Origin of the sequence: Oerskovia sp. NPDC060338 (assembly GCF_042726295.1) — a bacterium.
Taxonomy (GTDB): domain Bacteria; phylum Actinomycetota; class Actinomycetes; order Actinomycetales; family Cellulomonadaceae; genus Oerskovia; species Oerskovia merdavium.
This window is the reverse complement of record NZ_JBHXCQ010000001.1, coordinates 215,446-239,461: the sequence shown is the minus strand read 5'-3', so window position 1 is coordinate 239,461 and position 24,016 is coordinate 215,446. Positions and strand designations below refer to the sequence as shown.

The following is a 24,016-nucleotide window of genomic DNA, read 5'->3' as shown; positions in this document are numbered from 1 at the left end:
CCGGACACCCGGACCGCACCCCCAGGAGCCCCCGTGACCACACCATCGAGCTCTCCCCGCCACCTCGTGATCGTCGGCGGCGGCATGGTCGCCCAGCGCCTCGTCGAGGCGCTGCGTGCCCGTGACACCGCCGGCGGTTGGCGGGTCACCGTCTTCGCCGAGGAACCGCGCTACCCCTACGACCGCGTGGCGCTCACGTCCTACTTCTCGGCGCGCGACCCCGAGGAGCTCAACCTCGGCGACCCTGCGCTGTGGGACGACCCGCTCGTGCGCCTGGTCCGTGACTGCAGCGTCGTCTCGATCGACCGCGACGCACGCCAGGTCACCGACCGGTTGGGCCGGGTCCACGACTACGACGAGCTCGTGCTCGCGACGGGCTCGAGCGCTGCCCGGCCGCCCATCCCCGGCAACGAGCTGCCGGGGGTGTTCGTCTACCGCACGATCGACGACGTCGCGGCCCTGCGCGGCTGGGTCGAGGCCAAGCGCGAGGAGCGAGCCGGGTCGTCGTACGACCGCCCGGTGCGTGGCGCGGTCATCGGCGGCGGGCTCCTGGGCCTCGAGGCCGCGGGTGCGCTCAAGGCGCTCGGCGCCCAGGCGACCGTCATCCAGTTCGGCACGCACCTCATGGACGCGCAGATCGACCTGGGCGGCGGTCAGGCGCTCGGGCGTCTCATCAACGACATGGGCATCGCGGTGCGCGTGAGCACCGGGACCAAGGAGATGCGTCCCGCGCGGACGACGGGTCATGTGGGCCGCCTCGACTTCGTGGACGGCGGGCGGCTCGACGTCGACGTGGTCGTCATGGCGACGGGTGTCCGACCGCGGGACGAGCTGGCCCGTGGGGCGGGGCTGCCGGTCGGCGAGCGCGGTGGGGCGGTCGTCGACCTGTCGTGCCGCACCGTCGACCCGCACGTGTGGGCGATCGGCGAGGTCGCGTGCATCGAGGGGCGCTGCCTGGGCCTCGTGGCCCCGGGCTACGCGATGGCCGAGGTCGTCGCGGACCGCCTGCTGGGCGGCGAGGCGACGTTCCCGGGTGCGGACACCGCGACCAAGCTCAAGCTGCGCGGCGTGGACGTCGCGAGCTTCGGCGACGCGTTCGCGCGCACCGAGGGGGCCATGGAGCTCGTCTACGCGGACCCGGTCGCGGGCGTCTACAAGAAGCTCGTCCTGTCCGACGACGCGCGGACCCTCCTGGGCGGCGTGTTCGTGGGCGACGCGACGCCGTACGCGTCGCTGCGTCCCATGGTCGGGCGCGAGCTGCCGGGCGACCCGGGCGCGTTCCTCCTGCCCGAGGGGTCGTCGGGCGGCGGTGCGGCGGGGCTCGAGCTGCCCGACGAGGCCACCGTCTGCTCGTGCAACAACGTCACCGCGGGCACGATCCGCTCGGCCGTGACCGAGCACGCGTGCACCGACGTCGCCTCGGTCAAGTCGTGCACCAAGGCGGGCACGAGCTGCGGCTCGTGCCTCCCGCTGGTCAAGAAGATCACGACGACCGAGCTCGAGAAGGCCGGCATCGAGGTCTCGAACGCGCTGTGCGAGCACTTCGAGCTCTCGCGGGCGCAGCTCTTCGACGCGGTCCGTGTCGCGGACCTCCACACGTTCAGCGAGATCATCGCGCGGTTCGGACGCGTCCCGGCAGCGGCCACGCACGTGCCCGACGACGCCGCACCGGCCGGGCTCCCGGCCTCCGGCCCGGGCCGTGGCTGCGACATCTGCAAGCCGGTCATCGCGTCGATCCTGGCGTCGCTGGGCAACGGCCACATCCTGTCGGGCGAGCAGGCCGCGCTCCAGGACACCAACGACCACGTCATGGCGAACATGCAGAAGGACGGCACGTACTCGGTGGTGCCGCGCATCCCGGGGGGCGAGATCACGCCCGAGGGGCTGCTCGTGATCGGGCAGGTCGCCAAGGACTTCGGGCTCTACACCAAGATCACGGGCGGCCAGCGGATCGACATGTTCGGTGCGCGGATCGAGCAGCTCCCGCAGATCTGGCGCCGCCTCGTCGAGCACGGCTTCGAGTCGGGCCAGGCGTACGGCAAGTCGCTGAGGACCGTGAAGTCGTGCGTCGGGTCGACGTGGTGCCGGTTCGGCGTGCAGGACTCGGTGGGCATGGCGGTCGAGCTCGAGCTCCGCTACCGCGGGCTGCGTTCACCCCACAAGATCAAGCTCGGTGTCTCGGGCTGTGCGCGCGAGTGTGCCGAGGCGCGCGGCAAGGACGTCGGGGTGATCGCGACCGACAAGGGCTGGAACGTGTACGTGGGCGGCAACGGTGGCTTCACGCCCAAGCACGCCCGCCTCCTCGCGGAGGACCTCGACGACGAGACCATGATCCGCACGATCGACCGCTTCCTCATGTACTACATCCGCACCGCGGACCGCCTGCAGCGCACGTCGGTCTGGGTCGACGAGGTGGAGGGCGGCCTCGACGGGATCCGCGCCGTGATCCTCGAGGACTCGCTGGGGATCGCCGCGGACCTCGACGCCGCGATGGCGGGACACGTCGACGCGTACGAGGACGAGTGGCGCGCCGTCCTGGAGGACCCCGAGAAGCTCAAGCGGTTCGGGTCCTTCGTCAACGCGCCCGCGACGGCCGACCCCGACCTCGCGTACGTCGCCGAGCGCGGTCAGCCGCGCCCGGCCACGGCCGCCGAGCGCGAGAGCGCCACGACGGGTGGGGTCCTGATCGCCGGGACGACTCTGGAGGTGCGGAGATGAGCACGAACACGATGGGTATCGAGGCCGCAGCAGGACTGCCCGAGCAGGGGGAGGGGACGGGCGCGGACACCGGGACGGTCTGGGAGGCCGTGTGCCGGGCCACCGACCTCGCGGTCGAGCGAGGCGCCGCGGCGCTCGTCGACGGGCAGCAGGTCGCGCTCTTCCGGCTGACCGACGGGCGCGTGCTCGCGGTCCAGCAGGTCGACCCGTTCAGCGGGGCCAACGTCATGTCGCGCGGGATCGTGGGCACGCGTGCAGGAGTCCCGACCGTCGCGTCACCGATGTACAAGCAGGTCTTCGCGCTCGAGACCGGGGTGTGCCTCGACCCCGTGGGGTTCCTCCCGGTGCTCGCGGCGGGCCCGGACCTGGCGACGTGGCCCGTCGAGGTGCGGGGCGGCGTCGTGCACGTGGCTCGTCCTGCACACGTCGTCGCGCCGGCCGACGAGGCCGCCCAGGTGGGCGGCGCTCGGCGGGCGGGCCGGACCCGGGCCGACGGGCCGACGCCGTGAGCACGCTCGTGGGGCTCGACCTGCGCGGACGCCTGGTCGTGGTCGCGGGTGGCGGACCGGCCGCGGCGCGCCGCGCCCGCGCGCTGGTCGACGACGGAGCGCGTCTCCGCGTCGTCGCCCCCGCGCTGTGCGAGGACATGACCGACGTCCTGACCGGTGCGCCCGACGCGACCTGGCGCGTGGGCTCGGCCGAGGCCGCAGACCTGGACGGGGCCTGGTTCGTCGTGGCCGCCACGGGCGACGACGTCGAGGACCGGCACGTCACGGCGTGGGCCGAGTCGGCGCGCGTGTGGTGCCTCGCGGGGGCCGGTCCCGGGAGCCCGGGGCGCGGCGCCCGTCGGGCCGGCGCCGCCTCGGCCGTCGCACCGGCGACGACGCGCAGCGGACGGGTCCAGGTCGCGGTGCTCGCGGGCGACGAGGACCACGCCGGAGCGCTGCGAGACCGCCTCGCCGAGCAGCTCCGCGAGGGCCGGGTCGACCTGCGCCGCCCCCGTCCGGACGAGCTGTCGGGAGCCCACCGGGCCGCGACGCGACGGGTACCCGCCGCCGGGTCGGTGACCCTCGTCGGGGGCGGCCCCGGCGCGACCGACCTGCTCACGCTCCGGGGCCGGCGCGCGCTCGCGACGGCCGACGTGGTCGTGACCGACCGGCTGGGGCCGGTCGGGGTCCTCGACGAGCTGCCCGGGAGCGTCGAGATCATCGACGTCGGCAAGACCCCGGGCCACCACCCGGTCCCGCAGCACGAGATCAACGCGATCCTCGTCGAGCAGGCGCAGCGCGGCCGGACCGTCGTGCGCCTCAAGGGCGGCGACCCGTTCGTCTACGGCCGCGGAGGCGAGGAGGTCCTGGCCTGCCGGGCCGCGGGGGTCGCGGTCGAGGTGGTCCCCGGAGTGAGCAGCGCCCTGTCCGTCCCGGCGCTCGCGGGCATCCCGCTCACGCACCGCGGGACCGTCGGCGCGTTCCACGTGGTCAACGGCCACGACGGGCTGGACGTGGGCGCCCTCGCCGCGGTCCGTGATCGCACGGCTACCCTGGTGATCCTGATGGGAGTGTCGATGCTGAGCGAGATCACGGACCAGGCGGTCGCCGCCGGGGCCGACGTCGGCACGCCCGTCGCCGTCGTCGAGTCGGGTTCCACGGAGCACCAGCGGGTCACGCGCGCCACGCTCGGGACGCTCGTCGAGCGCGCCGCCCAGGTCGGCGTCCGCGCCCCGGCCGTCGTGGTGGTGGGCGACGTCGCGGCCGAGGGCCTGCTGGCTCCGGCCCTCGTCCCGGAGATGGCCCGGTGACGGGAGCAGGCCAGGGGTCCGCGGTCCCCGCCACCGCATCGCAGCGCCCCGCGCTCGGCCAGGTCATGGCGGGCTGCACGGTCCTCGTCACGGCCGACCGCCGCTCGGCCGAGCTCGCCGCGGCCCTGGTCCGCCGGGGGGCCGAGGTGCGCCACGCGCCCGCCCTGAGCATGGTGCCCAACGAGGACGACGAGGCGCTCCTCGCAGGCACGCGCGACCTGATCGCCCACCCGCCGGACGTCGTGGTCGTCACCACGGGCATCGGGTTCCGCGGGTGGATCGAGGCGGCCGACGCCCACGGGCTGGCCGACGAGCTCCTGGCCGTCATGGGCGGGGCCCGCCTCGTCGCCCGAGGCCCCAAGGCGCGCGGCGCGATCCAGGCTGCGGGTCTCCAGGCGGACTGGGTCGCAGAGTCGGAGACGTCGGGCGAGATCGCCGACGTCCTGCTCGGCGAGGGCGTCGACGGGCTGCGCATCGCCGTCCAGCACCACGGAGCGGGGGCCGACGGACTGGACACCGTCTTCGCGCAGGCAGGTGCGGACGTCGCGAGCCTCATCGTCTACCGCTGGGGTCCGCCGCCCGACGAGGCGGCGCTCCGCGCCTCGGTCCACGCCGCCGCGGGCGGCGAGATCGACGCGGTCGTCTTCACCTCGGCCCCGGGCGCCGAGGCGTGGCTCGCGGCCGCGGAGTCCGAGGGCGTCGGCGACGCGGTCGTCGCACGGTTCGCGAGCGGCGGCATGATCGCCGCTGCCGTCGGACCCATCACGGCCCGCCCCCTCGCGCACCGAGGGATCGCGACCCTCCAGCCGGACCGCGGGCGCCTCGGCGCGCTGGTCCGCACGCTCGTGGGGCACTACGAGCACGCCGAGACCCTCGCGCTCGTGACCGTCGCGGGCATCCTGCAGATCCGCTCGCGCGTCGCGGTGCTCGACGGTCGCGTGCTCCCGCTCTCGCCCAGCGGGCTCGAGGTCCTGCGCCTGCTCGCGTCGCGGGCCGGGGAGATCGTGACCCGCGACCAGGTCCTCGCGGCGCTGCCCGGCGACTCGCGCGACCCGCACGCCGCGGAGGTCGCCGTGGCGCGGCTGCGCGAGGCCGTGGGCGAGCGCGCCCTCGTCAAGACCGTCGTCAAACGTGGCTATCGACTGGAGCTGGCATGAGCACGGAGATCCTGGGGTTCCCTTCCGGCGAGACCGAGGGGAGCCCGTCGTCGGGTACGGCAGGCGCAGCGGGCACTGCAGGCGCAGCGGCCGCTCCCGTGCTCGTCGGCTGCTCGCACGGGACCAACGACGTCGCAGGCCAGGCCGCGATCCGTGCGCTGCTCGACGACGTCCGTGCGACGCGCCCCGACCTGGACGTCCGGGAGGCGTTCGTCGACGTCCAGCAGCCCGAGGTGGCCGACGTCGTCACGCACGCGGTCGCACCGTGCGCCCCGGGCGAGGGGGCGGGAGGCCAGGCCGTGGTCGTCCCCCTGCTGCTCTCCACGGGCTTCCACGTGAACGTCGACATCACCGAGGCCGTCTCGCCCGAGCACGAGGGGCGCGGGCCGGAGCACGGCGCAGCGACGGCTGCCCGCGCGCTGGGACCCGACCCCCGGCTCGCCGAGATCCTCGCGGACCGCCTGGTCGCGGCGGGGGTCCGGCCGCACGACGCGGTCGTCCTCGCCGCCGCCGGATCGAGCAGGTCGGGGGCGGCGCGCGACGTCGAGGCCGTCGCCGAGCACCTGCGTGCGCACCACGACGGACCGGTCACGGTCGGGTTCGGCGCCATGGCCACCCCGTCGGTGCGGGACGCGGTCGAGGCGGCGCGCGAGGCGCTCGGCGCTGCCGTCGTCCCGGGCGAATCGCCCACCGCCCCGGGTGGAGCTGCTGACGCGGCCGGTGCTGCGCCGTCGGGCAGCGAGGGCGAGCCCGCCCCCCGCGTGGTCATCGCCGCCTACCTGCTGGCCCCCGGCTTCTTCCACGACCGCCTGCTCGAGGCCGGCGCGGACGTCGTCACCGCGCCGCTGGCCCCCGACGCCCGGCTCACGGCGATCGTCCTCGACCGCTACGCCGAGGGCGTCGCGGCGCTGCCTGGTCGCTAGGCCACGGCTGCGCGCAACCGCTCAGGTGCGACGCGGGCGCCGCACGGGCCGAGCCCGGGCGGCGCCACGGCTCAGGCCTGGACCCGCGTCCTCGGCGCGACGAACGCCGCGAGCAGCGCGATCACGACCGTCACCCCGAAGCAGATGACGTAGGCCAGGAGGCCGAACGCGTCGTGCAGGGCCCAGAGCATCGACCCGGTCACGGCCAGCGCGATCGCCGCGGACAGCGCGTCCGAGACCTGGAGCGCCGAGCTGTTCGCACCCTGCTGGTCCTCGGGCGACAGGGCGAGCGTGAGCACCGAGAGCGTCGGGTGGACCATGCCCATGCCCAGGCCCGCGACGGTCCACGCGAGCATGCCGAGGATCGGGGGCACCGAGGGCCACGCGAGGAGCGCGGTGCCCGCGATCCCGCCCGCGATGAGGAACGACCCGATCAGGATGAAGCGCGAGTGCGGCCACCCCCAGTGGGCCTTGCCGCGCAGCCACGCGCCGACGGACCAGCCGATCGCGCCGAACGTCAGGACGCCGCCCGCCTGTGCGGGGGACAGGCCGCGCTCGTGCGAGAGGAGCAGCGGCAGCAGGACCTCGGTGCCCGTGAAGGCCGCCGCGACCAGGCCGCGGATCGCGATCACCGAGGGCAGCCCGCGCGCCGCACGCACCGTGCCCCGCGGGAGCAGGTGCGGCACGCTCACCACGACCAGGGCGAGCGCGACCACGAGCGCCGCGTACAGCAGCACGCCGTCCTGCTGGCCCGCGAAGTGCAGGAGACCGATGCCCACAGCAGCGGCCACGGCCCACCAGAGCGCGGCGTTCCCCGCAGGGTCCGGGGTGTCGCTCGCGCGGCGGTCCTGGACGACGGCGCGCAGGCCGGGGCGCATCATGAGCACGGCCGGGACCGCGAGGAACGGCACCGCGAGGAAGACCCAGCGCCACCCGACGTGCTCGACGACGAGCCCCGCGACCGCCGGGCCGACGATCGAGGGCACGACCCACGCCGCGGCGAAGGCCGCGAACACGGACGGGCGACGGTCCTCGGGGAACACCCGGGCGACGAGCACGTACAGCGCGACGATGTACATCCCGGTGCCCAGCCCCTGCACCACACGCCCGGCGACGAAGACCTCCATGGTCGGGGCGAGGCCCGCGACCACCAGGCCGGCGAGGAACAGGCCGACGCCGGCCCACAGCGACGGGCTCGGTCCGAACCTGTCGCACCACCGACCGGCGGCGACCATCCCGACGACGCTCGCCGCGATCGACCCCGCGAACGCGACGGCGTAGAGCGTCAGGCCGTCGAGGGCCTGCGCGACGGTCGGCATCGCGGTCGCGACGGCCAGGGCCTCGAACGCCCCGAGCAGCACCAGGGCGACCATGCCGATCATGACCGTGCGCTGGGTCGCGGGGGACAGGCCGCCGCTCCGGGGGGCGGTGTCGGTGTCGGTGGTGCCGGTTGTGCCGACGCTCGGCGCGTCGGCGAGGGGGTGGTCCACCGAACCGGTCGCCGGCGCGGCCTCCGGCGCGGCGGTCAAGGGCGAACCGAAGGCAGGGGAGTCGGCGATCGCCTCGGCGACGTCTGCCTCGGGCGCCGATGGGCGTGGTGGTTCCATGATTCCTCGCAGGGGTGGGCGCCGGCCTGGTGGGGCGTCGCGCGACGGGTGCGCTCGGTCGAGCGCTTCGACTAGTCTCGAACCTCAACCATTGTCGAGGTCAAGTGCATTCGACCCGTCGATGGCCGGAGTGACGAATGCCTGGAGCAATCATGCCTGACGAGGGGCCCCACCCCGACGACGAGCTCACGGTCGGCGAGCTCGCGCGCCGCAGCGGCGTCACGGTCTCGGCGCTGCACTTCTACGAGCGTGAGGGCCTGCTCACGGCGCGCCGAACCCCCGGCAACCAGCGGCGCTACCCGCGCGAGACGCTGCGCCGGGTCTCGTTCATCAAGGTCTCCCAGCGCGTCGGGATCCCGCTCGCGCTGGTTCGCGAGGCCCTCGCGACCCTCCCGCAGAACCGCACCCCGACCGCCAAGGACTGGCGCCGCCTCTCGCGCATGTGGCACGCGGACCTCGACGCGCGGATCGAGCAGCTCGTGCGCCTGCGCGACCACCTCACGGACTGCATCGGGTGCGGCTGCCTGTCGCTGCGCAAGTGCGTCCTGGCCAACCCGCACGACGTGCTGGCCGAGGAGGGCCCCGGCCCCCGGACGCTGCTGGTCGACGGTCTGGACGACTGAGGGGCGGACCGAACCACCCGTCGCTCACCAGTTCTTGGTCGAGCCTCCGCCGCCCTGCTCCTCGCCCGTGCCCCCCGCGGGCTCGTCGCCCCCGTAGTAGTTCTGGTACTCCTGCTGGCTCTGGTCCTCGTCGTCCCTGGCCTCGGAGTTCTGCTCCTGGAGCTTCTCCTGCCGCTCGGCCTCGGCCCGCTCCTCCTCGGTCTGGTCGGGCTCGGGCTGCTCCTGCTCGTCGCCCTCCGGCGGGTCCTGGGGCTCTTGCGGCTGCGCGTCCTGGGCCTGCTGCTGCTTGTCCTGCAGGCGCTGGACCGACTGCTCGTTCTGCTCCTTCTCCTGCTCCGACCGGTCCTCGCACCCGGGCCAGCCGCGCACCTGCTCGGCCGTCGCGAACGAGCGCTCGGCGAACGAGTACCAGGTCGTGGCGTCGTCCTGGACCTGCTCGGGCGTGAGCTCGTTGCCGTCACCGAAGGGGTCGATCACGGTCGCGTCGTAGTCCTCGCCCGCAGCTCGGGAGGCGAGAGCCTCCTCGAGCGCCTTCTTCTGCGCCATGTAGTCGTCGGCGGTGATCTTCTCGTAGTCCCCGGAGGTCTCGTAGGAGATCGACAGGTTGACCTGGATCTGGCAGCGGACCATCGGGTCCTCGCCCTCGGCGAGGTCGTAGGCCCGGTGGAGGTCGTTGATCGCGGTGTAGTCGTCGCCGCTGCTGTGCCGCGCGGTCCCGGTGTTGAACCAGGCCTTCCACGGGTCGACGACGTTCATGGTCTTCTGGACGTCGAACAGGTCGGCGGCGTCCGAGTAGTCGCCCGCGTCGTAGTCGTCGGAACCCATCGAGGCGATCACGGGCAGGAACGCGAGCTTGACCCCGAGCACGATCGCGGCGACCAGGAGCGGGATCGGCAGGAGGAGCAGCAGTGCCCGACGGCGCAGCCGCCTGGAGCGCAGCGCCGCGGCCCGGGGGGAGCGCAGGCCGGGCCGCTGCGCGCGGGGCGGCTGCGGGTACGGCGCGCCGGGGCGGACCGTCGACGGCCCGCCCCACGGCGGGGCCGGCCGCGGAGGCCGGCCCCCGGTGGCCGGGGAACCGGAGGGCTCACCCGACCCGTTCGCGCTGCCCCACGGGGGCTGCTGCGGGGGCACACCGTCGCCGCTCATGCGCGCACCCCCACCCGGCGGGCCGCGGACCGGCCCGCGAACCATGCCTCGATGCCCAGGAGGCCGGCAGCGAGGAGCCCGAAGGGCCACACGATCGGGCGGTAGGCCGTGACGAGGCGCCTGCCGTCGGCCGCGACCTGCTGCGGGTCGACGCCCGCGACGAGCTCCGCCGTCGGGCTCGTCGTCTCTCGGTGCACGTACGGGACCCCCAGCTGGTCGGCGATCGCGCGCAGGTTCTCCTCGTCGAGGATCGACAGGGCGTCGGGGACCTCGGACTCGTCGATCGTCGCCTGCGACGGGTCCTCGATGTACTCGGCCGCGGCCGGGTCCTCGCCCGGCATGTACTCCTTCATGCGCCCGCCCTCCGCGGTGCCGTAGCCCAGCACCGCGCCGCCGTCGACGAGCGGGGCGAGGTCCTCGAACGAGCGGGGCTCGCCGTCCGCGGTCTGCTCGCCGTCGGACAGGAAGAACACGAGCCGCATGTTCGACGGGCGCTCGGCCGCGGCTCCCTGCAGTGCGTCGCGCAGCTCGTCGAGCGGTCGGTCGGTGAGCGAACCCTTGGAGTAGAGCGTGATCTCGCGCTTGAACGTGTCGGCCCAGGACGTGATGGCGCGCGCGTCGGTCGTGAGCGGGAGCTGGCGGCTGGCCTGCGAGTCGAACGAGATGATCGAGTAGCGGGCGCCCGGGATGTCGGCCGTGAGGCTCGCGATGTCGTGGCGCACGCCCACGAGGCGCTCGTTCGTGCCGTCGAAGTCCTCGGCAGCCATGGAGCCCGTGCGGTCGACCACGAAGAACAGGTCGACGTTCGCGACCGACGTGTCCCGGTCCGTCACGGGGACCGAGGGCCCGAGGCCGATCACGGCGAGGACGGCGACGAGCGCGGTGCGTCGCGCCCACGCGCCCGGCGGGCCCGCGGGCGGGCCCTGCCTGCCGGCGGAGCCCCGCGACGAGCCTCGCAGCGCGGCCACGAGCTGCCACACGGCGAGCCCGAGCAGCGGCACGAACACCACGGCCCACGCCCACAGGGGGATCAACGGGTGGAAGGTCATTCGCGCAACCTCCAGGCCACGACGAGCAGGAGCGCGGCACCTGCGGTCGCCACGAGGAACCAGACCGTCGGCAGGTCCGTCACGATCACCTCGGGGCTCGCGTCGAGCTCGACGGCCTGCTGCGCCACGACGTCCTCGACCATGCCCTCGACGGCCTGCGGGTCTCCCGCGAGGAAGTACAGCCCGCCGCCCGCCTCGACCACGTCGCGGTACTCGACCTCCTCGGGTGTGCCCGCGTACAGGTCCGAGCCCCCGTAGATCCCGTGCAGCGTGATGTCGCGCGAGGTCACCAGGGCCGCTGCCTGCTCGAGCGTGTAGATGGGCTCGCCCGCCACGTAGTTGTCGGTCGCGAGGATGATCGAGCGCGAGCGTTCCGTGGCCTCCTCGTCGAACTGCAGCGCACAGTTCGCCAGCCCGTCCCCGATGAGGCTCGCCGCGGACTCGTTCGCGAGCGTGCCCGCGGTGTACGTGAGGTACTCCAGGATGTCCTTCTCGTCGCCCTCGCGCGTGAAGTCAAGCGTGCTCGGGTCCTTGTCGAACGCTGCGACGCCCGCCGCGAGCTGCTCCTTGACCAGGGTGTAGTCGTCGGTCAGCGGGAACACCGTGCGCGACGTCGAGTTGAAGATCGACAGCGCGATCCGCTCGCCCTCGAAGTTGTCCACCAGCTCCGAGTACACCTTGAGGATCTCGCCGTCGTACGCGGTCATGGAGCCCGACACGTCGAGGCACAGCACGATGTCGCGGGTCCCCAGCCGGTCCACGACCACGTCGGTCTCGACCGGCCGCGCCGCGACCGCGCCGACCCCGACGAGGGCCACGAGCAGCCCGACGAGCCCCGCGACCTGCAGCGTCCGGTAGCGGCGCACCCACGCCGCGAAGGCGGGGACCTGCGCCAGGTAGGACGAGTTCGCGACCCACGTGACGCCGTCGGCGTCCCGCGCCTGCTCCGCGCGTGCCCGACGGCGGCGTGCCAGCCACCAGGCCGCCGCACCCGCGGCGAGGACCACGACGACGACCGCGGCGAGGAGCCACGGCCACAGGATCGAGGCGCCCTGCGGCCCGGGCGTCAGGACCGCGGGAGCTGCGGCCAGCGGTGTCACCACGTCCTCACCACCGTGCGGGCGCGGTCGATCGAGTCCCTGCCCGTGGGGGTGACGCCGTGCTCGTCGAGGCGGGCCAGCGGGTCGACGTCGTACTCCGCGAACGACGGGCGGTAGTAGCGCGCGATGAGGCGCGTCAGGTGCTGGGTGCCCGTCATGCGCTCGATCTCCGAGAGCGTCAGCACCGAGGCGTCCACGCCCAGACGACCCGACGCGAAGCCGCGGACCTCCTTGGACAGCGCCAGGTGGAGCCCGCGCTCGTCGAGCTCGCCCGCGAGGTAGCGCTGCTCGACCGCGTCGAGATGAGCCTCGAACTCGGCGCGCAGGCCCGCGTACGGGTCGTACGGTCCCGTCGGCAGGCGCGGGGCCGGGGGCTGGGCCTTCTCCTCGGCCGACGCGCGCGTCGAGAGGAACGCGAACACGATCCACCCGACCACGAGCAGCAGCAGGGCGACCCCGAGGGCTGCCCACCAGCCGCTGTAGAGGACCGGGGCGTAGAGCTCATCGTCGGGCACGCTTCGCCCTCCCCAGCAGCTCGACGAAACGAGGCACGACGTCGTCGGTCCCGGTCACGCTCACGGCCTCCACCTGGAGGGTGCGCAGCAGGGCCACGACCGACTCGCGCCGGGCACGCACGGCCTGCGCCGCGCCCTCGGCGACGTCCACGCGACCCCGCAGGAACGGCGGCAGGTCGAGCGTGCCGTCGACGTCCGCGACCGCTCCGAGGGCACGGTGCGCCGCGGGGCCGGCCGTGGCGCCGACGGTCGCCACCCCGACGGGCGACAGGTCCGCGACCGCGACGACCATGACCTCGTGGCGCACGCGCAGGCGCCGCAGCAGGCGCTCGTGCTCGGGACCCGGGCGGGCCTCGTCCGTCACGACGACCATGAGCGAGCGCCGCTGGAACGCGTTGAGCGCCCGGTCGAGCGCCCGGTTCAGGTCGCTCGCGGGCGCGTCGACGCTCAGCTGCTTCTCGACCGTGCGGAGCATGAGCTCGAGGTCCTGCGTGCTGGCCCTGGGCGGGAGCTGGACGATGCGCCCGGCGTCCGCCGCGACGAGCGCGACCCGGTCGCCGCGGTCGCGCGCGAGGTAGGCCACGAGCGCGCAGCAGAAGCTCACCGCGTCGGCCTTGGGCTCGCCGCTCGCCGCGGTCGCACCCATGTTGCGTCCCGTGTCCACCACGAGGACCAGGTTCACGTTGGACTCGCGCACGAACCTGCGCACCACGGGGATGCCAGCGCGGGCGCTCGACTTCCAGTCGATGTCACCCACGTCCTCGCCGGGCGCGTACAGGTGGAGGTCGTCGAAGTCCTGCCCGTGCCCCTTGAGGACGGAGCGGTGCCGCCCCTCGAGCAGCCCCGAGGCCCGCCGGGCCAGCGGGAGCTCGAGCCTGGCTCGCACCTGGGCCAGTCGCGACACGTCTGCCATGGACCGCGCCCTACGGGGTGGGGACCGCGTCGAACACGGCGTCGATGAGCTGCTCGGGCTGGACGTTGGTCGCGAGCGCGTCGAACGTGCGCACCAGACGGTGCCGCAGGACCGAGTAGCGCACGGCCTTGATGTCGTCCGGGATGACGAACGCGCGACCCGCCTGGATCGCGAGGGCCTGGCCCACGCGCATGAGCGCGATCCCGCCGCGCGGGCTCGCGCCCACGCGCACGTGCTGGTCGAGGCCCGGGACGGGACGCGGCCCCGACAGCCGGGTCGTGTTGATGAGGTCGACGATGTACCGCTTGATCGACTCGTCGACGTACACGTCGTCGACCAGGCGCTGGAGGAACACCACGTCGTCGATGCTCACGGGTTCGGCCGTGATGGGCGCCGTCATGCGCCCTGTCGAGATGCGGTCGAGGATCTCCAGCTCCTGCGCGGGGGCCGGGTACGTCAGCACCTCCTTCATGAGGAAGCGGTCCATCTGGGCCTCGGGCAGCACGTACGTGCCCTCCTCCTCGATGGGGTTCTGCGTCGCGAGGACCATGAACGGCGACGGCAGCGGGAAGTTCTCGCCGCCGATCGACGTCTGCTTCTCCTGCATGGCCTCGAGCATCGCCGACTGCGTCTTGGCGCTCGACCGGTTGATCTCGTCGAGCAGCACCAGGTTCGCGTGCACGGGCCCGAGCTGTGTCGTGAACGACCCGGTCGCGTAGTTGTAGATCTGGGTGCCCACGATGTCGTTGGGCATGAGGTCCGGCGTGCACTGGATGCGGCGGAACGAGCCGTTGATCGCCGCCGCGAGCGTCTGTGCGGCCGTGGTCTTGGCGAGGCCCGGGACGGACTCCAGCAGGATGTGGCCGCCCGCCAGCAGCGAGCTGATCAGGGCCGTGCGCAGGGCTTCCTGCCCGACGACGCGCTGGTCGAACACCTGCTCGACGCGCTTGAGCAGGTGACCCGCACGGTCCAGGTCCGTCGTGGAGATGCTGCCGTGACCTGTGGCCATGGTGGAGGTCCTTCGCGTGTGCTCGGGTCGTGCTGAGGACGTGGTCACGGCCGTCGCCCACGAGGGGGACGCCGTGCGAACCCGGCCCAGTATGCCAGCGGACCCTGACGCGGGACCGGGTTCTCCACAGGTGGGACATGGTGCGAGGTCCCCACCCGTGCGCCGCCCACCGGGCGCGGCTCCTCGCCCACGGGAGGGGCCGACCAGCGGGAATACCACGATCCGCCGCACGCCGCCTACCCTGGACCGGTGACCGCTACCGCCCCCCGCAGCACCCCAGGAACCGCGCCCGACCGGGCCGCGCGCACCCCCGGCCGGGACGTCGTCGACTCCCCGCGCAACCCCTGGTGGCTCGTGGCGGCCGGACCGGCCGCGGTCGTCGTCGCCGTCCTCGCGGTCCTGGCCGCCGGAGCGTTCTCCGGAGCCTTCGAGGCGCTCACGGGCTTCGCCGACCCCGGCGCGGTCTCCCGCTGGGGCCTGCCCGTCTCCACGGTCCTCACCGAGCTCGCGATCTCGCTCACGATCGGCGCGCTCGTCCTCGCCGCCTGCGTGCTGCCCGCCGGCCCACCCATGCGCCGGGCGCTCGGGGTCGCCGGTGCGGCGTCGGCCACGTGGGCCGTGCTGACCGTCGTGCAGACCGTGCTGCGCTACTCGGTGCTGTCGAGCATGCCCGTCTCGAGCATCGGGTTCGGCGACCAGCTCGCGGCGTTCGTCACCCAGATCTCGCTGGGCCGCAGCCTCCTGGGCGTCATCATCGTCGCCGCGCTCACCTCGGCGTGCGCGCTCGCGGTCCGCACCCCCACGGGCGCGCTCTGGACCGCGCTCCTCGCGATCTCGGCCCTCGCGTTCCAGGCCAACACCGGTCACACGGCGGGCGCGGCGAGCCACGAGCTCGCGATCTCCTCGATGTTCCTGCACCTCGGCGGCGCGGCCCTGTGGATCGGCGGGCTCGGCGTCCTCGCGATCGTGCGGCTGCGCGGCGGGCTCGACCGGACGTCGTTCGCTTCCTCGGTCTCGCGCTACTCCTCGATCGCGGGCTGGTCGTTCGTCGCGGTCGCGGTCTCGGGCGTCGCGAACGCCTGGATCCGGGTCGGGGGCATCGACGGGCTCAGCACCGACTACGGCATCCTGATCCTCGCCAAGGTCGGGCTCATGGTCGTGCTCGGGGCGCTCGGGTTCGCGCACCGCGAGCTCGTCGTGCGAAGGCTCCAGGGAGTCGGCCCGGCGGGTGCGGCCGGCCGGGGACGCGGCGGGGCTGCCGGTGGGTCGGGCGGCGCGAGCGGGTCCGCGCGTGCCGCGGGAGACGCTCGTCCGGCGGGGAGGACGACCGGTGGGCGAGGGGTCGCTGCCGCGGCCGACAAGGAGGCCGCTGCCTCGGCCCGCGCGACCACCGCCCCGGGTGGGGCGACGACGGCGGGCGGCTCCGCCGTCGGGCAGAAGAAGGGGGCGGCCGCTGCCCGGACCGCCGTGGCTCCCGCGACCGAGAAGGCCGCGACCTGGCTGTTCTGGCGGCTCGTCGCGGTCGAGCTGCTCGTCATGGGGGCCGTGTCCGGCGTCGCCGTGGCCCTCGGTTCGACGGCCCCGCCCATCCCCGACGAGCCCCCCGCGCTCCCCACGCCCGCCGAGATCGTCACGGGCCACCCGCTGCCCCCCGAGCCGGACCTGGGCCGGTGGTTCACCGAGTGGCGCTGGGACCTGCTGCCCGCGTTCGCGTGCGTCGCGGCGCTCGTCGTCTACCTGCGCTGGGTCCGGCGCCTCGCCCGGCGCGGCGACAGGTGGCCCGTGGGACGCACGATCTCGTGGTGCTTCGGCATCGTCATCCTGTTCTGGGTCACCAACGGCGGGCCCGCGATGTACGGGCACGTGCTGTTCAGCGCGCACATGGTCCAGCACATGGTCCTCGCGATGGTCGTGCCGATCTTCCTCGTCCTCGCCGCCCCCGTGACGCTGCTCGTGCGCGCCGTGCCCGTGCGCAAGGACGGCTCGCGCGGGCCCCGCGAGTGGGTCCTCGCGCTCGTGACCTCGAAGTGGGGGCAGTTCTTCGCGAACCCTGTCGTCGCGGCCGTGAACTTCGCCGGCTCGATGATCGTCTTCTACTACACGCCCGCGTTCGAGCTCGCGCTGACGACGTACGTCGGGCACCTCGCGATGCTGCTGCACTTCACGCTCGCCGGGTACCTGTTCGCGAACGCGCTCATCGGGATCGACCCCGGTCCGCACCGGCCCGGCTGGCCCCAGCGCCTGCTCCTGCTGTTCGCGACCATGGCGTTCCACGCGTTCTTCGGTGTCGCGCTCACGACCGGGACGGCGCTGCTCGTGCCCGAGTGGTTCGGGCTCCTGGGCCACGACTGGGGGATCACGGCGATCGCCGACCAGCAGCGAGGCGGAGGCGTGGCGTGGGGGATCGGCGAGCTGCCGACGCTCTCGCTCGCGATCATCGTCGCGATCATGTGGTCGAGGTCCGACGACCGCGAGGCCAAGCGGCGCGACCGGCGTGTTGACCAGGTGGGCGACGTCGAGATGGACGAGTACAACGAGATGCTCGCGAAGATGGCGGAGCGGGACGCGAAGGACTGAGCAGGCTCCTGGGGTGCCGAGCATGCGGTTGGCGTTCAGTTTTCGTCGATTCTCGACGTGAACTGCATGCTCGACGGACGTGAACCGCATGCTCGACCCGGGGCTGGCCTGTCCACAGGGCTGACCGTCACCCTCACGTCCACAAAGGCCTGCGGGTCGTCGGTGCGGCTCGGACGGATCCGCTGAACTGGACCGATGCCTCGACGCCCGGTCCCGCCCGCACTCCTCACGCTCGCAGCCGACCAGGCAGGCCTGGTCGATGTCCGTCAGGCGTGCGCCGCAGGGCTCACCGACGGCGAGGTTCGTGGGTACGTCACACGGGGCATCTGGCTTCGCATCGCACGGGCGGTCTACGACACGTCGAATCTCCCGATCCGCGAACGGTCGTTCAGCGAACGACGCCGCCGCGCGGCCTGGGCGGCGCTGCTCGCGTTCGGACCGGAGGCGGTCGCGGTAGGTGCCTGTGCCCTTGCGCTCCACGAGATCCAGGGGCTACCCGCCAGCATCAGGCCCGAAGCGGCACTCCCGCGGGCCGTGAACCGTGTCGACCGCGCTGCGATGCGGCTGCGTCAGTTCGACAACGGGATGACGACGACTCGCGTCGGGTCGCGACGACTCGTCACTCTCGACTGGGCGCTCGCCCAGGCGGTCCCCGAGCTCCCGCGAGCGAACGCACTGGCGGTCCTCGACTCGGCACTCCACCGCGGCGCGATCGGCCGCCAAGGTCTGGAGGTCGCCCACCACATGGCTCGCGGGCGGAGGGGCGTCGCTCGGACCCATGAGCTCTGGGCCCTTGCGGACGCGCGCGCAGAGTCGCCGCTCGAGTCCTTCGGCAGGCTCGACTGCCTCGACGAGGGTGTCCCGCCGACTGTGCTTCAGCTGCCGATCGAGCACCCGGACGGGATGTCCACTCTCCGAGGAGACATGGCGTGGCGGAGGGACAGCGGCCGGTGGCTCGTGGCGGAGATGGACGGCCACGAGGTGCACGGCGAGCCGAGCGCTGTCTATGCCGATCGGTACCGACAGAACCTGATCGTCGCCACCGGTCGGGTAGACGTGCTGCGCTTCACCCATCGCGATCTCCCGGGGGTGGGACAGGTCGTGCGGAGGATGCTGGGGCGCTAGGTAGGGCCCGACGGTGCCGACCATGCGGTCGTCGTCACTCGAGCATGCGGTTGGCGTTCGGATCCGCGGGTTTTCGAACGCCAACCGCATGCTCGGCACCCCAGGCGGCACCAGGACAACGTCAGCCCTTGAACCGCAGCTCCACGCGACGGTTCTCGGCCCGCGCCGGCCCCGGGTCGTCGCCCTCCTCGGGCGTCTTGAGCTGCGTCTCGCCGAAGCCCTGGACGTCGAGCACCAGGTCGGGCCTCGATGCGGCGACCGCGGCCCCCACAGCCTGGGCCCTCCGCAGCGACAGGTCGAGGTTGTGCACGTCGTCGCCCACCGAGTCGGTGTGACCGTGGACCGAGAGGGTCGCGCCGTCGGGCACGTTCGCGACGAGCCCGGCGACGGCCGCCGCCGCTGCGGGGGACACCTCCGCGCCGTCGACCTCGAACAGGATGTCCGAGGTCAGGGTGATGACGGTCTCCTCGCCCTGGGTCTCGACCGTGTCGATCGTCTGGACGCTGCCCTCGAGCGTGAAGCGCGAGATCGACGCCGCGATCTGCTCGGCGGTCGGCTCGGGCAGGGTCGTGATGTCGAACTCGACCGGTGCGTCGACGGTCGCGGACGCCGGGAGCGTGCCGAGCAGCAGCGCGGCGACCGTGAGGCCGAGCACGGCGCGTGCGGGCCTCATCGTGTCACCGGGATGTTCTCGAACGTGGGCCACGAGTCCACGACGCTCACGTCGAGCGTCGCGACGTCGTCCTCGATACCTGCGAAGACGCCGGTCCAGCGGACGGACTCGCCGCCGACCGCGGTGGTCGTGAAGATGCTCGACCCCATCGGGTCGTAGCTCTCGTCGACGATCTGGACGTACTTCTTGAGGTTCTCGCGATCGACGAGCGCGGCGTCGAACGAGGTGGCGCCCGTGAGCTCGTAGACGCTGCGCTCCCCGCCGTCGTCGGCCGAGGCGGTCGGTGTGAAGATCACGCGCAGCTCGGTGAGGTCGCCCCGCACGGTGAGCGACTCGATGCCCACGCGGACCGTGTCGCCGGGGCGCCCGGGGACGTCGAGCGTCTCCTCGAGGACCACGGCGTCGGGGTCGACGGGCGAGATGCTGGGCGCGGCGGCTGGCTCCGCCTTCGTGCCCGGCGCTCTCGCGGCCTGGCTCTGGGTGCCCGACGGCGCAGGCTCGCCTCCCGCCAGGAGCGAGCAGCCGGTCAGGGCGACCAGGGAGACGGCGAGTGCGGTCGCCGTGATCGTGCGGTGCACGGAAGTGCGCATGGTGGTGCTCCGATCGAGGGTGGGGATCGCCCACACTGTCTCAGAGAATCGATGACGCACCTGCATCTCTCCCATGGGGAGAACTGCCCGTGGGTCCGGTGCCCGGTCGGTGCCCGTGTGCCGCTGTCCGGCTGGCCCTCCTCACCGCCCTCCTCGGCCGGCCCTCCTTTGCCGCACACCCCGGCCGGGCCGCGAGAACGAGGTTCCGCGCAGTCGAGCACGAGGTTGCGGTCGGAATCTGCCGGATAACGACCGCAACCTCGTGCTCGGCACCACCACGGGGAGCCACGCCCCACCACGGGGCACCACGAAGCGCCCGGAGGCTCAGACCGCGATCCGCGCCCTGGCCCACGACGAGAACCGGTCCACGACCCACACCAGCACGAGAACCATGAGGCTGTAGGTCAGCATCTCGTCGAACCGGAACAGCTTGATCGACTTGTTGATGAGGAACCCGATCCCGCCCGCGCCCACGAGCCCGAGCACGAGCGAGGACCGCACGTTGACGTCGAACCGGTAGAGCAGCAGGCCCAGGAACTGCGGCACGACCGCGGGCAGCACCGCGTGCGTGACGACCTGGGTCCGGCCCGCGCCGTTGGAGCGCAGCGCGTCGGCTGGCCCGGGGTCGATCTCCTCCATGGCCTCGGCCCACAGCTTGCCCATGACGCCCGTGTTGTGGACGACGAGCGCGAGCACCCCCGCGAAGGGCCCGAGCCCCACGGCGGTCACGAAGATCAGCGCGAACACGACGTCGGGCACGGCGCGGAAGAACGACAGGATCGCGCGCGAGCCCTGGTACCAGAACGACCCCGGGGTGCTGCCGCGGGCCGCGAGCACCGCGAGGAGCAGCGACAACGGGATGGACAGCGTGGTCCCGAGGAGCCCGATCCACAGCGTCACGAGCGTGGCCTGGAGCCCGGGAGCCACGACGGTCGACCAGTCGAGGTCGGGCGGGAACGCCTCGCCGACGAACCGGGCCATGCCCTCCCAGCCGCCCACGAGCGCGCTGATCGAGAAGCCGGTGCCCTGCCAGGCCAGGACGTGCAGCCCGAGCAGCACGGCACCGGCGGTGACCCAGGTCGTGACCTGCCGGCCCGAGCGGTGGGCCGTGGGCACGACGACGTGCTCGAGCCGCTCGCGCGAGGGGCCGTCGGTGCGGTCGCGGGCAGCGCCGCGGGGCGGTCGGGGCGCGTGCGAGGGGGCGGTGGTGGTCATGCGGGGATCCTCGTTCCGGCGGTCAGGCCGTCGGTCGTCGGGGCGGCGGTGTCCACCGCGTACAGGTGCTCGACGGCGTCACGCGTCACGGCGTCGGGCGCACCGTTGAGCCGCTCGCGTCCGGCGACCATCCCGACGAGGCGGTCGGCGTGCTCGCGTGCGAGCTCGGGGTCGTGGAGCACCGCGACGACCGCCAGGCCCTCGTCGTGCGCGAGGGTCGCGAGGAGCTCCATGACCTGGGTCGAGGCCGCGGGGTCGAGAGCCGACGTCGGCTCGTCGGCGAGCAGCACGCTCGCCCGCTGGCACAGGGCCCGGGCGACGGCCACGCGCTGCTGCTGACCGCCCGAGAGCTGGCCGACCCGGTCGAGCGCACGGTCCGCGAGGCCGACCCGCTCGAGGCACAGCATGGCCTCGGCGCGCAGCTCGCGGGGGAAGAGGGACGCGACGAGCGACTGTCGCAGGGGCAGGCGTCCGAGGGCCCCGGCGCACACGTTGTCGAGCACCGTGCGCCGCCGCACGAGGTTGACCTGCTGGAAGATCATGGCGACCCGTCGTCGGGCCTCGTGCTGGTCCGCGGCGGACGTCCTGTGGTGAGGGTGCACCTGCTCGCCGTCGACCCACACCTCGCCCGAGGTCACGGGCGCGAGCCCGATCACGGACTTGAGCGTGGTCGACTTGCCGCACCCGTTCGCGCCGAGGATCGCGACGAGCTCGCCCGCAGCGACGTCGAGGTCCATGCCGTCGACCGCGCTGCGCAGCACGTTCTCGCCGCCCTCGGACCGGGTGCTGAACTGGACCCGCAGGTCCCGGACGTGCAGACCGGGCGAGCGGACGCCGTCGGGCAGGTGCAGCACGCCCCCGGCCGAGCCGGGCCCGCGCGGCGAGCCCGGCTCGACCGCGCCGTGGTGTGAAGCCATCTGGAACAACTCCTTGCTGGTGCGGGACGCGAGCCCGCGGGGAGAGAGGGCGGTCGGCAGTGGTGGTCGACCGGGCGAACGGGTGCGGGTGGAGCGCCGGGCGATGGGCGCCGGGCGCCCCACCCGCACCGTCCCGAGGGATCAGACGTCGTCGGACGTCAGCTCGAGGGTCTTCGCGAGGTCGAACAGCGGCTTGTACGTGTCGACGTCGACCTCGACGAGCGGGCCCGCCGGGTCGACGTCGAGGAACGCGCCGATGGCCTCGACGTCGGCCGTGTCGAGCGTGAGGAGTGCGTCGCGCACGGCGTCCTTGAACTCCTGGCTCTGCGAGCCGGCGACGGTGATGGGGTCGTTCGGGATGGCGTCGGACTCCCAGATCTGGCGGTACCTCGAGGAGTCGAACGTGCCCTCGCGCTCGGCGGTCGCGAGCGTCTGGGAGTTGATCTGGGCAGCGTCGACCTGGCCGTTGGTCAGGGCGAGGAGAGCCTCGGGGTGGCCGCCCGCGTAGGTGATCTCGACGTCGGACTCGGTGAGACCGGCGTCGAGGATCGCGAACCGGGGCAGGGCGTCGCCCGAGGTGGAACCGGTCGAGCCCAGCGCGAGCGTGTGGCCCGGCAGGTCGTCGATGCTCTGGACGGGCGAGTCGACGGGGACCCAGATGCCCGCGGTGTAGCTCGAGAGCGTCCCGTCGGCGAGGCCGAACGACGCGAGGGGCTCGGCGTCCGCCCGCTCGCTCGCGAACACGAAGCCGAGCGGGCCGAACTGGGCGAGCTCGAGCTTGCCGTTCTCCATGGCGAGGACCTCGGCCGAGTAGTCCTCGACGATCGTGAGCTCGACGGGGCAGTCGAGCTTCTCGGCGAGCGCGTCGGCGAGGTGCTGGTAGGCGGGCTCGAGCTTGGCGGGGTCCTCGTAGGGCTCGATGCCGAAGCGGATCGCGCCGTTCGGGCACGTCGCCGAGGCGGTGCCGTCGGTGCCGGTGCCCGCGTCGGCGGTGCCGGTCGAGCACGCGCTGAGCGTGCCGAGGAGCAGTGCGGCGGCGAGGACCGAGGTGGCCTGGCCGGTGCGGCTGCGGTGCATGTCTTCTCCTGGTGTGGGGGTTCGCGAGAGAGGCTGGTCTGGTCGGTGGAACGGGTGAGGCGGGTTCGTCAGAGGAAGCTGTCGAGCACGCGCGGGGCGAGCCCGAGCGCGGTGGTCATGCCGATGCCGGACGTGACCGACACGGCGCGCACGCCCGGCATGGGCGTGGCGTTGAGGAACGGCGCGGGAGCGGAGGCGTAGACGCCCTGCCAGCGCTCGCGGACCGTGAGGGGACCGGTGCCGAAGAGCCGCGCGGCCTCGGTGAGCAGGAGCTCGTCGAGGGCCTCGGGGTGGAACGGCCCGGGCGTGGTCGCGTAGGCGTGCGTGTCGCCGAGCGTGAGCGTCCCGTCGGGGCGCTGCGTGACCATGAGGTTCACTGCGGCGTCGATCAGGGCGGGGTGCTGGGCCGTGAGGCGCTCGCGGACCGCGGCGAGCGCGGGGGAGAGGCGGAACCCGTTGTACCGGAGCATCGAGGTGCCCGTGAAGATCGCGGGGTCGATCTCGCGCGGCCCGCCGGCTGCGCCTGCCGGGGCGTCGACGCGCAGCATCTGGAGCGTGCAGCGCTGGATGCCCGCGGTGCGGGCCGTGTCGGGGAAGAACCGGTCCACGTCGTGCCCGACGGCGAGGATCACCTTGGTCGTCACGACGTCGCCCCGGGAGGTGCGCACGAGGGTCACGCCGCTGCCGGCCTCGAATCCCTGGACCGTGGTGGACCACGCGACGTGGGCACCACGCTGCTCGGCGTACCAGCGGGCGATCGCGGGGACGGCCTCGCGGGGGTCGACGCGGATGTCCTGGGGGAGGAACGCGCCGCCGAGGACCTCGTCGGGGTCGCCGGGGACGCGGTCGAGCACGGCGTCGCGGTCGAGCAGGCGGGCGTGGCCGTCGCGGACCTGGGCGAAGTCCTGGAGGACCTGCATCTCGTCGTCGGCGCGCGCGACCACGACGGTGCCGGACTCACGGAGCCAGAAGTCGGCCTCCTTGGCGAGCTGGATCCAGCGCTCGCGGGCCGTGAACGCGTAGGTGAGGGCCTCGCCGTCCTGCGCGGTGAAGCACCCGTGCCCGAAGTTGCGGACCGAGGCGCCGACCGCACGGTCGTCGCGCTCGACCACGAGGACCGAGAGTCCGCGACCGACGGCCTCGACCGCGTGCGCGAGCCCGACGATGCCGGCCCCGACGACCACGAGGTCGACGCGGGCGGGGAGGTCGGGCCCGGTGCGGGGGGTCGTGCCGGGTGTGCCCGTCGAGGCGGCCCGGGACGGCGGTGGTGTGCTGCTCACGACA

At 73.5% G+C, this 24,016-nt stretch carries 21 protein-coding genes; 8 read left to right on the top strand and 13 right to left on the bottom strand.

Annotated elements, in window-relative coordinates; translation table 11 throughout:
• The first annotated feature begins 33 nt into the window (after positions 1-33).
• From nirB to ACFWGN_RS01095, 5 genes are all read left to right on the top strand, one after another.
• Positions 34-2,718: a nitrite reductase large subunit NirB gene (nirB, locus tag ACFWGN_RS01115; protein WP_377615299.1), complete on the top strand. Its 2,685-nt coding sequence runs from the start codon at positions 34-36 to the stop codon at positions 2,716-2,718.
• Positions 2,715-3,227, top strand: a complete 513-nt coding sequence (gene nirD, locus ACFWGN_RS01110; protein WP_377615298.1) for a nitrite reductase small subunit NirD — start codon at positions 2,715-2,717, stop codon at positions 3,225-3,227. The genes nirB and nirD overlap by 4 nt, the downstream gene beginning before the upstream one ends.
• A complete protein-coding gene (cobA, locus tag ACFWGN_RS01105) occupies positions 3,224-4,516 on the top strand; it encodes a uroporphyrinogen-III C-methyltransferase (RefSeq protein WP_377615297.1) in 1,293 nt (430 codons plus the stop codon). The genes nirD and cobA overlap by 4 nt, the downstream gene beginning before the upstream one ends.
• A 65-nt stretch (positions 4,517-4,581) precedes the next feature.
• Complete coding sequence (locus ACFWGN_RS01100) at positions 4,582-5,673, top strand: uroporphyrinogen-III synthase (protein WP_354508127.1); 1,092 nt, start codon at positions 4,582-4,584, stop codon at positions 5,671-5,673.
• A complete protein-coding gene (locus tag ACFWGN_RS01095; RefSeq protein ID WP_377615296.1) occupies positions 5,670-6,596 on the top strand; it encodes a sirohydrochlorin chelatase in 927 nt (308 codons plus the stop codon). The genes ACFWGN_RS01100 and ACFWGN_RS01095 overlap by 4 nt, the downstream gene beginning before the upstream one ends.
• 71 nt (positions 6,597-6,667) lie before the next feature.
• On the opposite strand, the gene ACFWGN_RS01090 is transcribed toward ACFWGN_RS01095, so the two are convergent.
• Complete coding sequence (locus ACFWGN_RS01090) at positions 6,668-8,203, bottom strand: MFS transporter (protein WP_377615295.1); 1,536 nt, start codon at positions 8,201-8,203, stop codon at positions 6,668-6,670.
• Positions 8,204-8,355: 152 nt separating this feature from the next.
• Here ACFWGN_RS01090 and soxR point away from each other — a divergent pair, with 152 nt between their 5' ends.
• Positions 8,356-8,826, top strand: a complete 471-nt coding sequence (gene soxR, locus ACFWGN_RS01085; RefSeq protein WP_191805126.1) for a redox-sensitive transcriptional activator SoxR — start codon at positions 8,356-8,358, stop codon at positions 8,824-8,826.
• Between the two features lie 24 nt (positions 8,827-8,850).
• Here soxR and ACFWGN_RS01080 read toward each other — a convergent pair whose 3' ends face one another.
• Genes ACFWGN_RS01080 through ACFWGN_RS01055 form a run of 6 tightly spaced genes read right to left on the bottom strand, consistent with a single transcriptional unit; the run spans position 8,851 to position 14,558 of the window.
• The gene (locus ACFWGN_RS01080; protein WP_377615294.1) at positions 8,851-9,972 is read right to left on the bottom strand and encodes a hypothetical protein; all 1,122 of its coding nucleotides are present in this window, start codon (positions 9,970-9,972) and stop codon (positions 8,851-8,853) included.
• Entirely contained in the window at positions 9,969-11,021 is a 1,053-nt protein-coding gene (locus tag ACFWGN_RS01075) for a VWA domain-containing protein (RefSeq protein WP_377615293.1), read from the bottom strand. The genes ACFWGN_RS01080 and ACFWGN_RS01075 overlap by 4 nt, the downstream gene beginning before the upstream one ends.
• Positions 11,018-12,124: a VWA domain-containing protein gene (locus ACFWGN_RS01070; protein WP_377615292.1), complete on the bottom strand. Its 1,107-nt coding sequence runs from the start codon at positions 12,122-12,124 to the stop codon at positions 11,018-11,020. The genes ACFWGN_RS01075 and ACFWGN_RS01070 overlap by 4 nt, the downstream gene beginning before the upstream one ends.
• Positions 12,118-12,636 (bottom strand): hypothetical protein, encoded by a 519-nt coding sequence (locus ACFWGN_RS01065; protein WP_377615291.1) that lies wholly within the window; start codon positions 12,634-12,636, stop codon positions 12,118-12,120. Before ACFWGN_RS01065 ends, ACFWGN_RS01070 begins: the two co-directional genes overlap by 7 nt.
• The gene (locus tag ACFWGN_RS01060; protein WP_377615290.1) at positions 12,623-13,549 is read right to left on the bottom strand and encodes a DUF58 domain-containing protein; all 927 of its coding nucleotides are present in this window, start codon (positions 13,547-13,549) and stop codon (positions 12,623-12,625) included. Before ACFWGN_RS01060 ends, ACFWGN_RS01065 begins: the two co-directional genes overlap by 14 nt.
• A gap of 10 nt (positions 13,550-13,559) precedes the next feature.
• Positions 13,560-14,558, bottom strand: coding sequence for a MoxR family ATPase (locus ACFWGN_RS01055; protein WP_191805118.1), 999 nt, complete (start codon positions 14,556-14,558; stop codon positions 13,560-13,562).
• A 249-nt stretch (positions 14,559-14,807) separates the two neighbouring features.
• Between ACFWGN_RS01055 and ACFWGN_RS01050 the strand changes: the two genes are divergently transcribed.
• Together ACFWGN_RS01050 and ACFWGN_RS01045 are read left to right on the top strand one after the other, a co-directional pair.
• Entirely contained in the window at positions 14,808-17,135 is a 2,328-nt protein-coding gene (locus ACFWGN_RS01050; protein ID WP_377615289.1) for a cytochrome c oxidase assembly protein, read from the top strand.
• 195 nt (positions 17,136-17,330) lie between these two features.
• A complete protein-coding gene (locus ACFWGN_RS01045; RefSeq protein ID WP_377615288.1) occupies positions 17,331-18,260 on the top strand; it encodes a type IV toxin-antitoxin system AbiEi family antitoxin domain-containing protein in 930 nt (309 codons plus the stop codon).
• A gap of 121 nt (positions 18,261-18,381) precedes the next feature.
• On the opposite strand, the gene ACFWGN_RS01040 is transcribed toward ACFWGN_RS01045, so the two are convergent.
• The 6 genes from ACFWGN_RS01040 to ACFWGN_RS01015 form a co-directional block, all read right to left on the bottom strand.
• The gene (locus tag ACFWGN_RS01040; RefSeq protein WP_377615287.1) at positions 18,382-18,933 is read right to left on the bottom strand and encodes an OmpA family protein; all 552 of its coding nucleotides are present in this window, start codon (positions 18,931-18,933) and stop codon (positions 18,382-18,384) included.
• Entirely contained in the window at positions 18,930-19,523 is a 594-nt protein-coding gene (locus ACFWGN_RS01035) for a hypothetical protein (RefSeq protein ID WP_377615286.1), read from the bottom strand. The genes ACFWGN_RS01040 and ACFWGN_RS01035 overlap by 4 nt, the downstream gene beginning before the upstream one ends.
• A 324-nt stretch (positions 19,524-19,847) precedes the next feature.
• Positions 19,848-20,738: a phosphonate ABC transporter, permease protein PhnE gene (phnE, locus tag ACFWGN_RS01030; protein ID WP_377615285.1), complete on the bottom strand. Its 891-nt coding sequence runs from the start codon at positions 20,736-20,738 to the stop codon at positions 19,848-19,850.
• Complete coding sequence (locus ACFWGN_RS01025) at positions 20,735-21,655, bottom strand: phosphonate ABC transporter ATP-binding protein (protein ID WP_377615284.1); 921 nt, start codon at positions 21,653-21,655, stop codon at positions 20,735-20,737. The genes phnE and ACFWGN_RS01025 overlap by 4 nt, the downstream gene beginning before the upstream one ends.
• 141 nt (positions 21,656-21,796) lie before the next feature.
• On the bottom strand, positions 21,797-22,732 hold the full coding sequence (locus tag ACFWGN_RS01020; RefSeq protein ID WP_377615283.1) for a phosphate/phosphite/phosphonate ABC transporter substrate-binding protein: 936 nt from the start codon (positions 22,730-22,732) through the stop codon (positions 21,797-21,799).
• A 68-nt stretch (positions 22,733-22,800) separates the two neighbouring features.
• Positions 22,801-24,012 (bottom strand): TIGR03364 family FAD-dependent oxidoreductase, encoded by a 1,212-nt coding sequence (locus ACFWGN_RS01015; protein ID WP_377615282.1) that lies wholly within the window; start codon positions 24,010-24,012, stop codon positions 22,801-22,803.
• Positions 24,013-24,016: the final 4 nt, after the last annotated feature.

Coding starts and splice junctions, on each gene's coding strand:
- ACFWGN_RS01055 (WP_191805118.1), bottom strand. CDS start 14,558: ATGGCCACAGGTCACGGCAGCATCTCCACGACGGACCTGGACCGTGCG.
- ACFWGN_RS01095 (WP_377615296.1), top strand. CDS start 5,670: ATGAGCACGGAGATCCTGGGGTTCCCTTCCGGCGAGACCGAGGGGAGC.
- ACFWGN_RS01080 (WP_377615294.1), bottom strand. CDS start 9,972: ATGAGCGGCGACGGTGTGCCCCCGCAGCAGCCCCCGTGGGGCAGCGCG.
- ACFWGN_RS01060 (WP_377615290.1), bottom strand. CDS start 13,549: ATGGCAGACGTGTCGCGACTGGCCCAGGTGCGAGCCAGGCTCGAGCTC.
- ACFWGN_RS01040 (WP_377615287.1), bottom strand. CDS start 18,933: ATGAGGCCCGCACGCGCCGTGCTCGGCCTCACGGTCGCCGCGCTGCTG.
- ACFWGN_RS01025 (WP_377615284.1), bottom strand. CDS start 21,655: ATGGCTTCACACCACGGCGCGGTCGAGCCGGGCTCGCCGCGCGGGCCC.
- ACFWGN_RS01090 (WP_377615295.1), bottom strand. CDS start 8,203: ATGGAACCACCACGCCCATCGGCGCCCGAGGCAGACGTCGCCGAGGCG.
- phnE (WP_377615285.1), bottom strand. CDS start 20,738: ATGACCACCACCGCCCCCTCGCACGCGCCCCGACCGCCCCGCGGCGCT.
- ACFWGN_RS01035 (WP_377615286.1), bottom strand. CDS start 19,523: ATGCGCACTTCCGTGCACCGCACGATCACGGCGACCGCACTCGCCGTC.
- nirD (WP_377615298.1), top strand. CDS start 2,715: ATGAGCACGAACACGATGGGTATCGAGGCCGCAGCAGGACTGCCCGAG.
- ACFWGN_RS01045 (WP_377615288.1), top strand. CDS start 17,331: ATGCCTCGACGCCCGGTCCCGCCCGCACTCCTCACGCTCGCAGCCGAC.
- soxR (WP_191805126.1), top strand. CDS start 8,356: ATGCCTGACGAGGGGCCCCACCCCGACGACGAGCTCACGGTCGGCGAG.
- ACFWGN_RS01075 (WP_377615293.1), bottom strand. CDS start 11,021: ATGACCTTCCACCCGTTGATCCCCCTGTGGGCGTGGGCCGTGGTGTTC.
- ACFWGN_RS01020 (WP_377615283.1), bottom strand. CDS start 22,732: ATGCACCGCAGCCGCACCGGCCAGGCCACCTCGGTCCTCGCCGCCGCA.
- ACFWGN_RS01100 (WP_354508127.1), top strand. CDS start 4,582: ATGGCGGGCTGCACGGTCCTCGTCACGGCCGACCGCCGCTCGGCCGAG.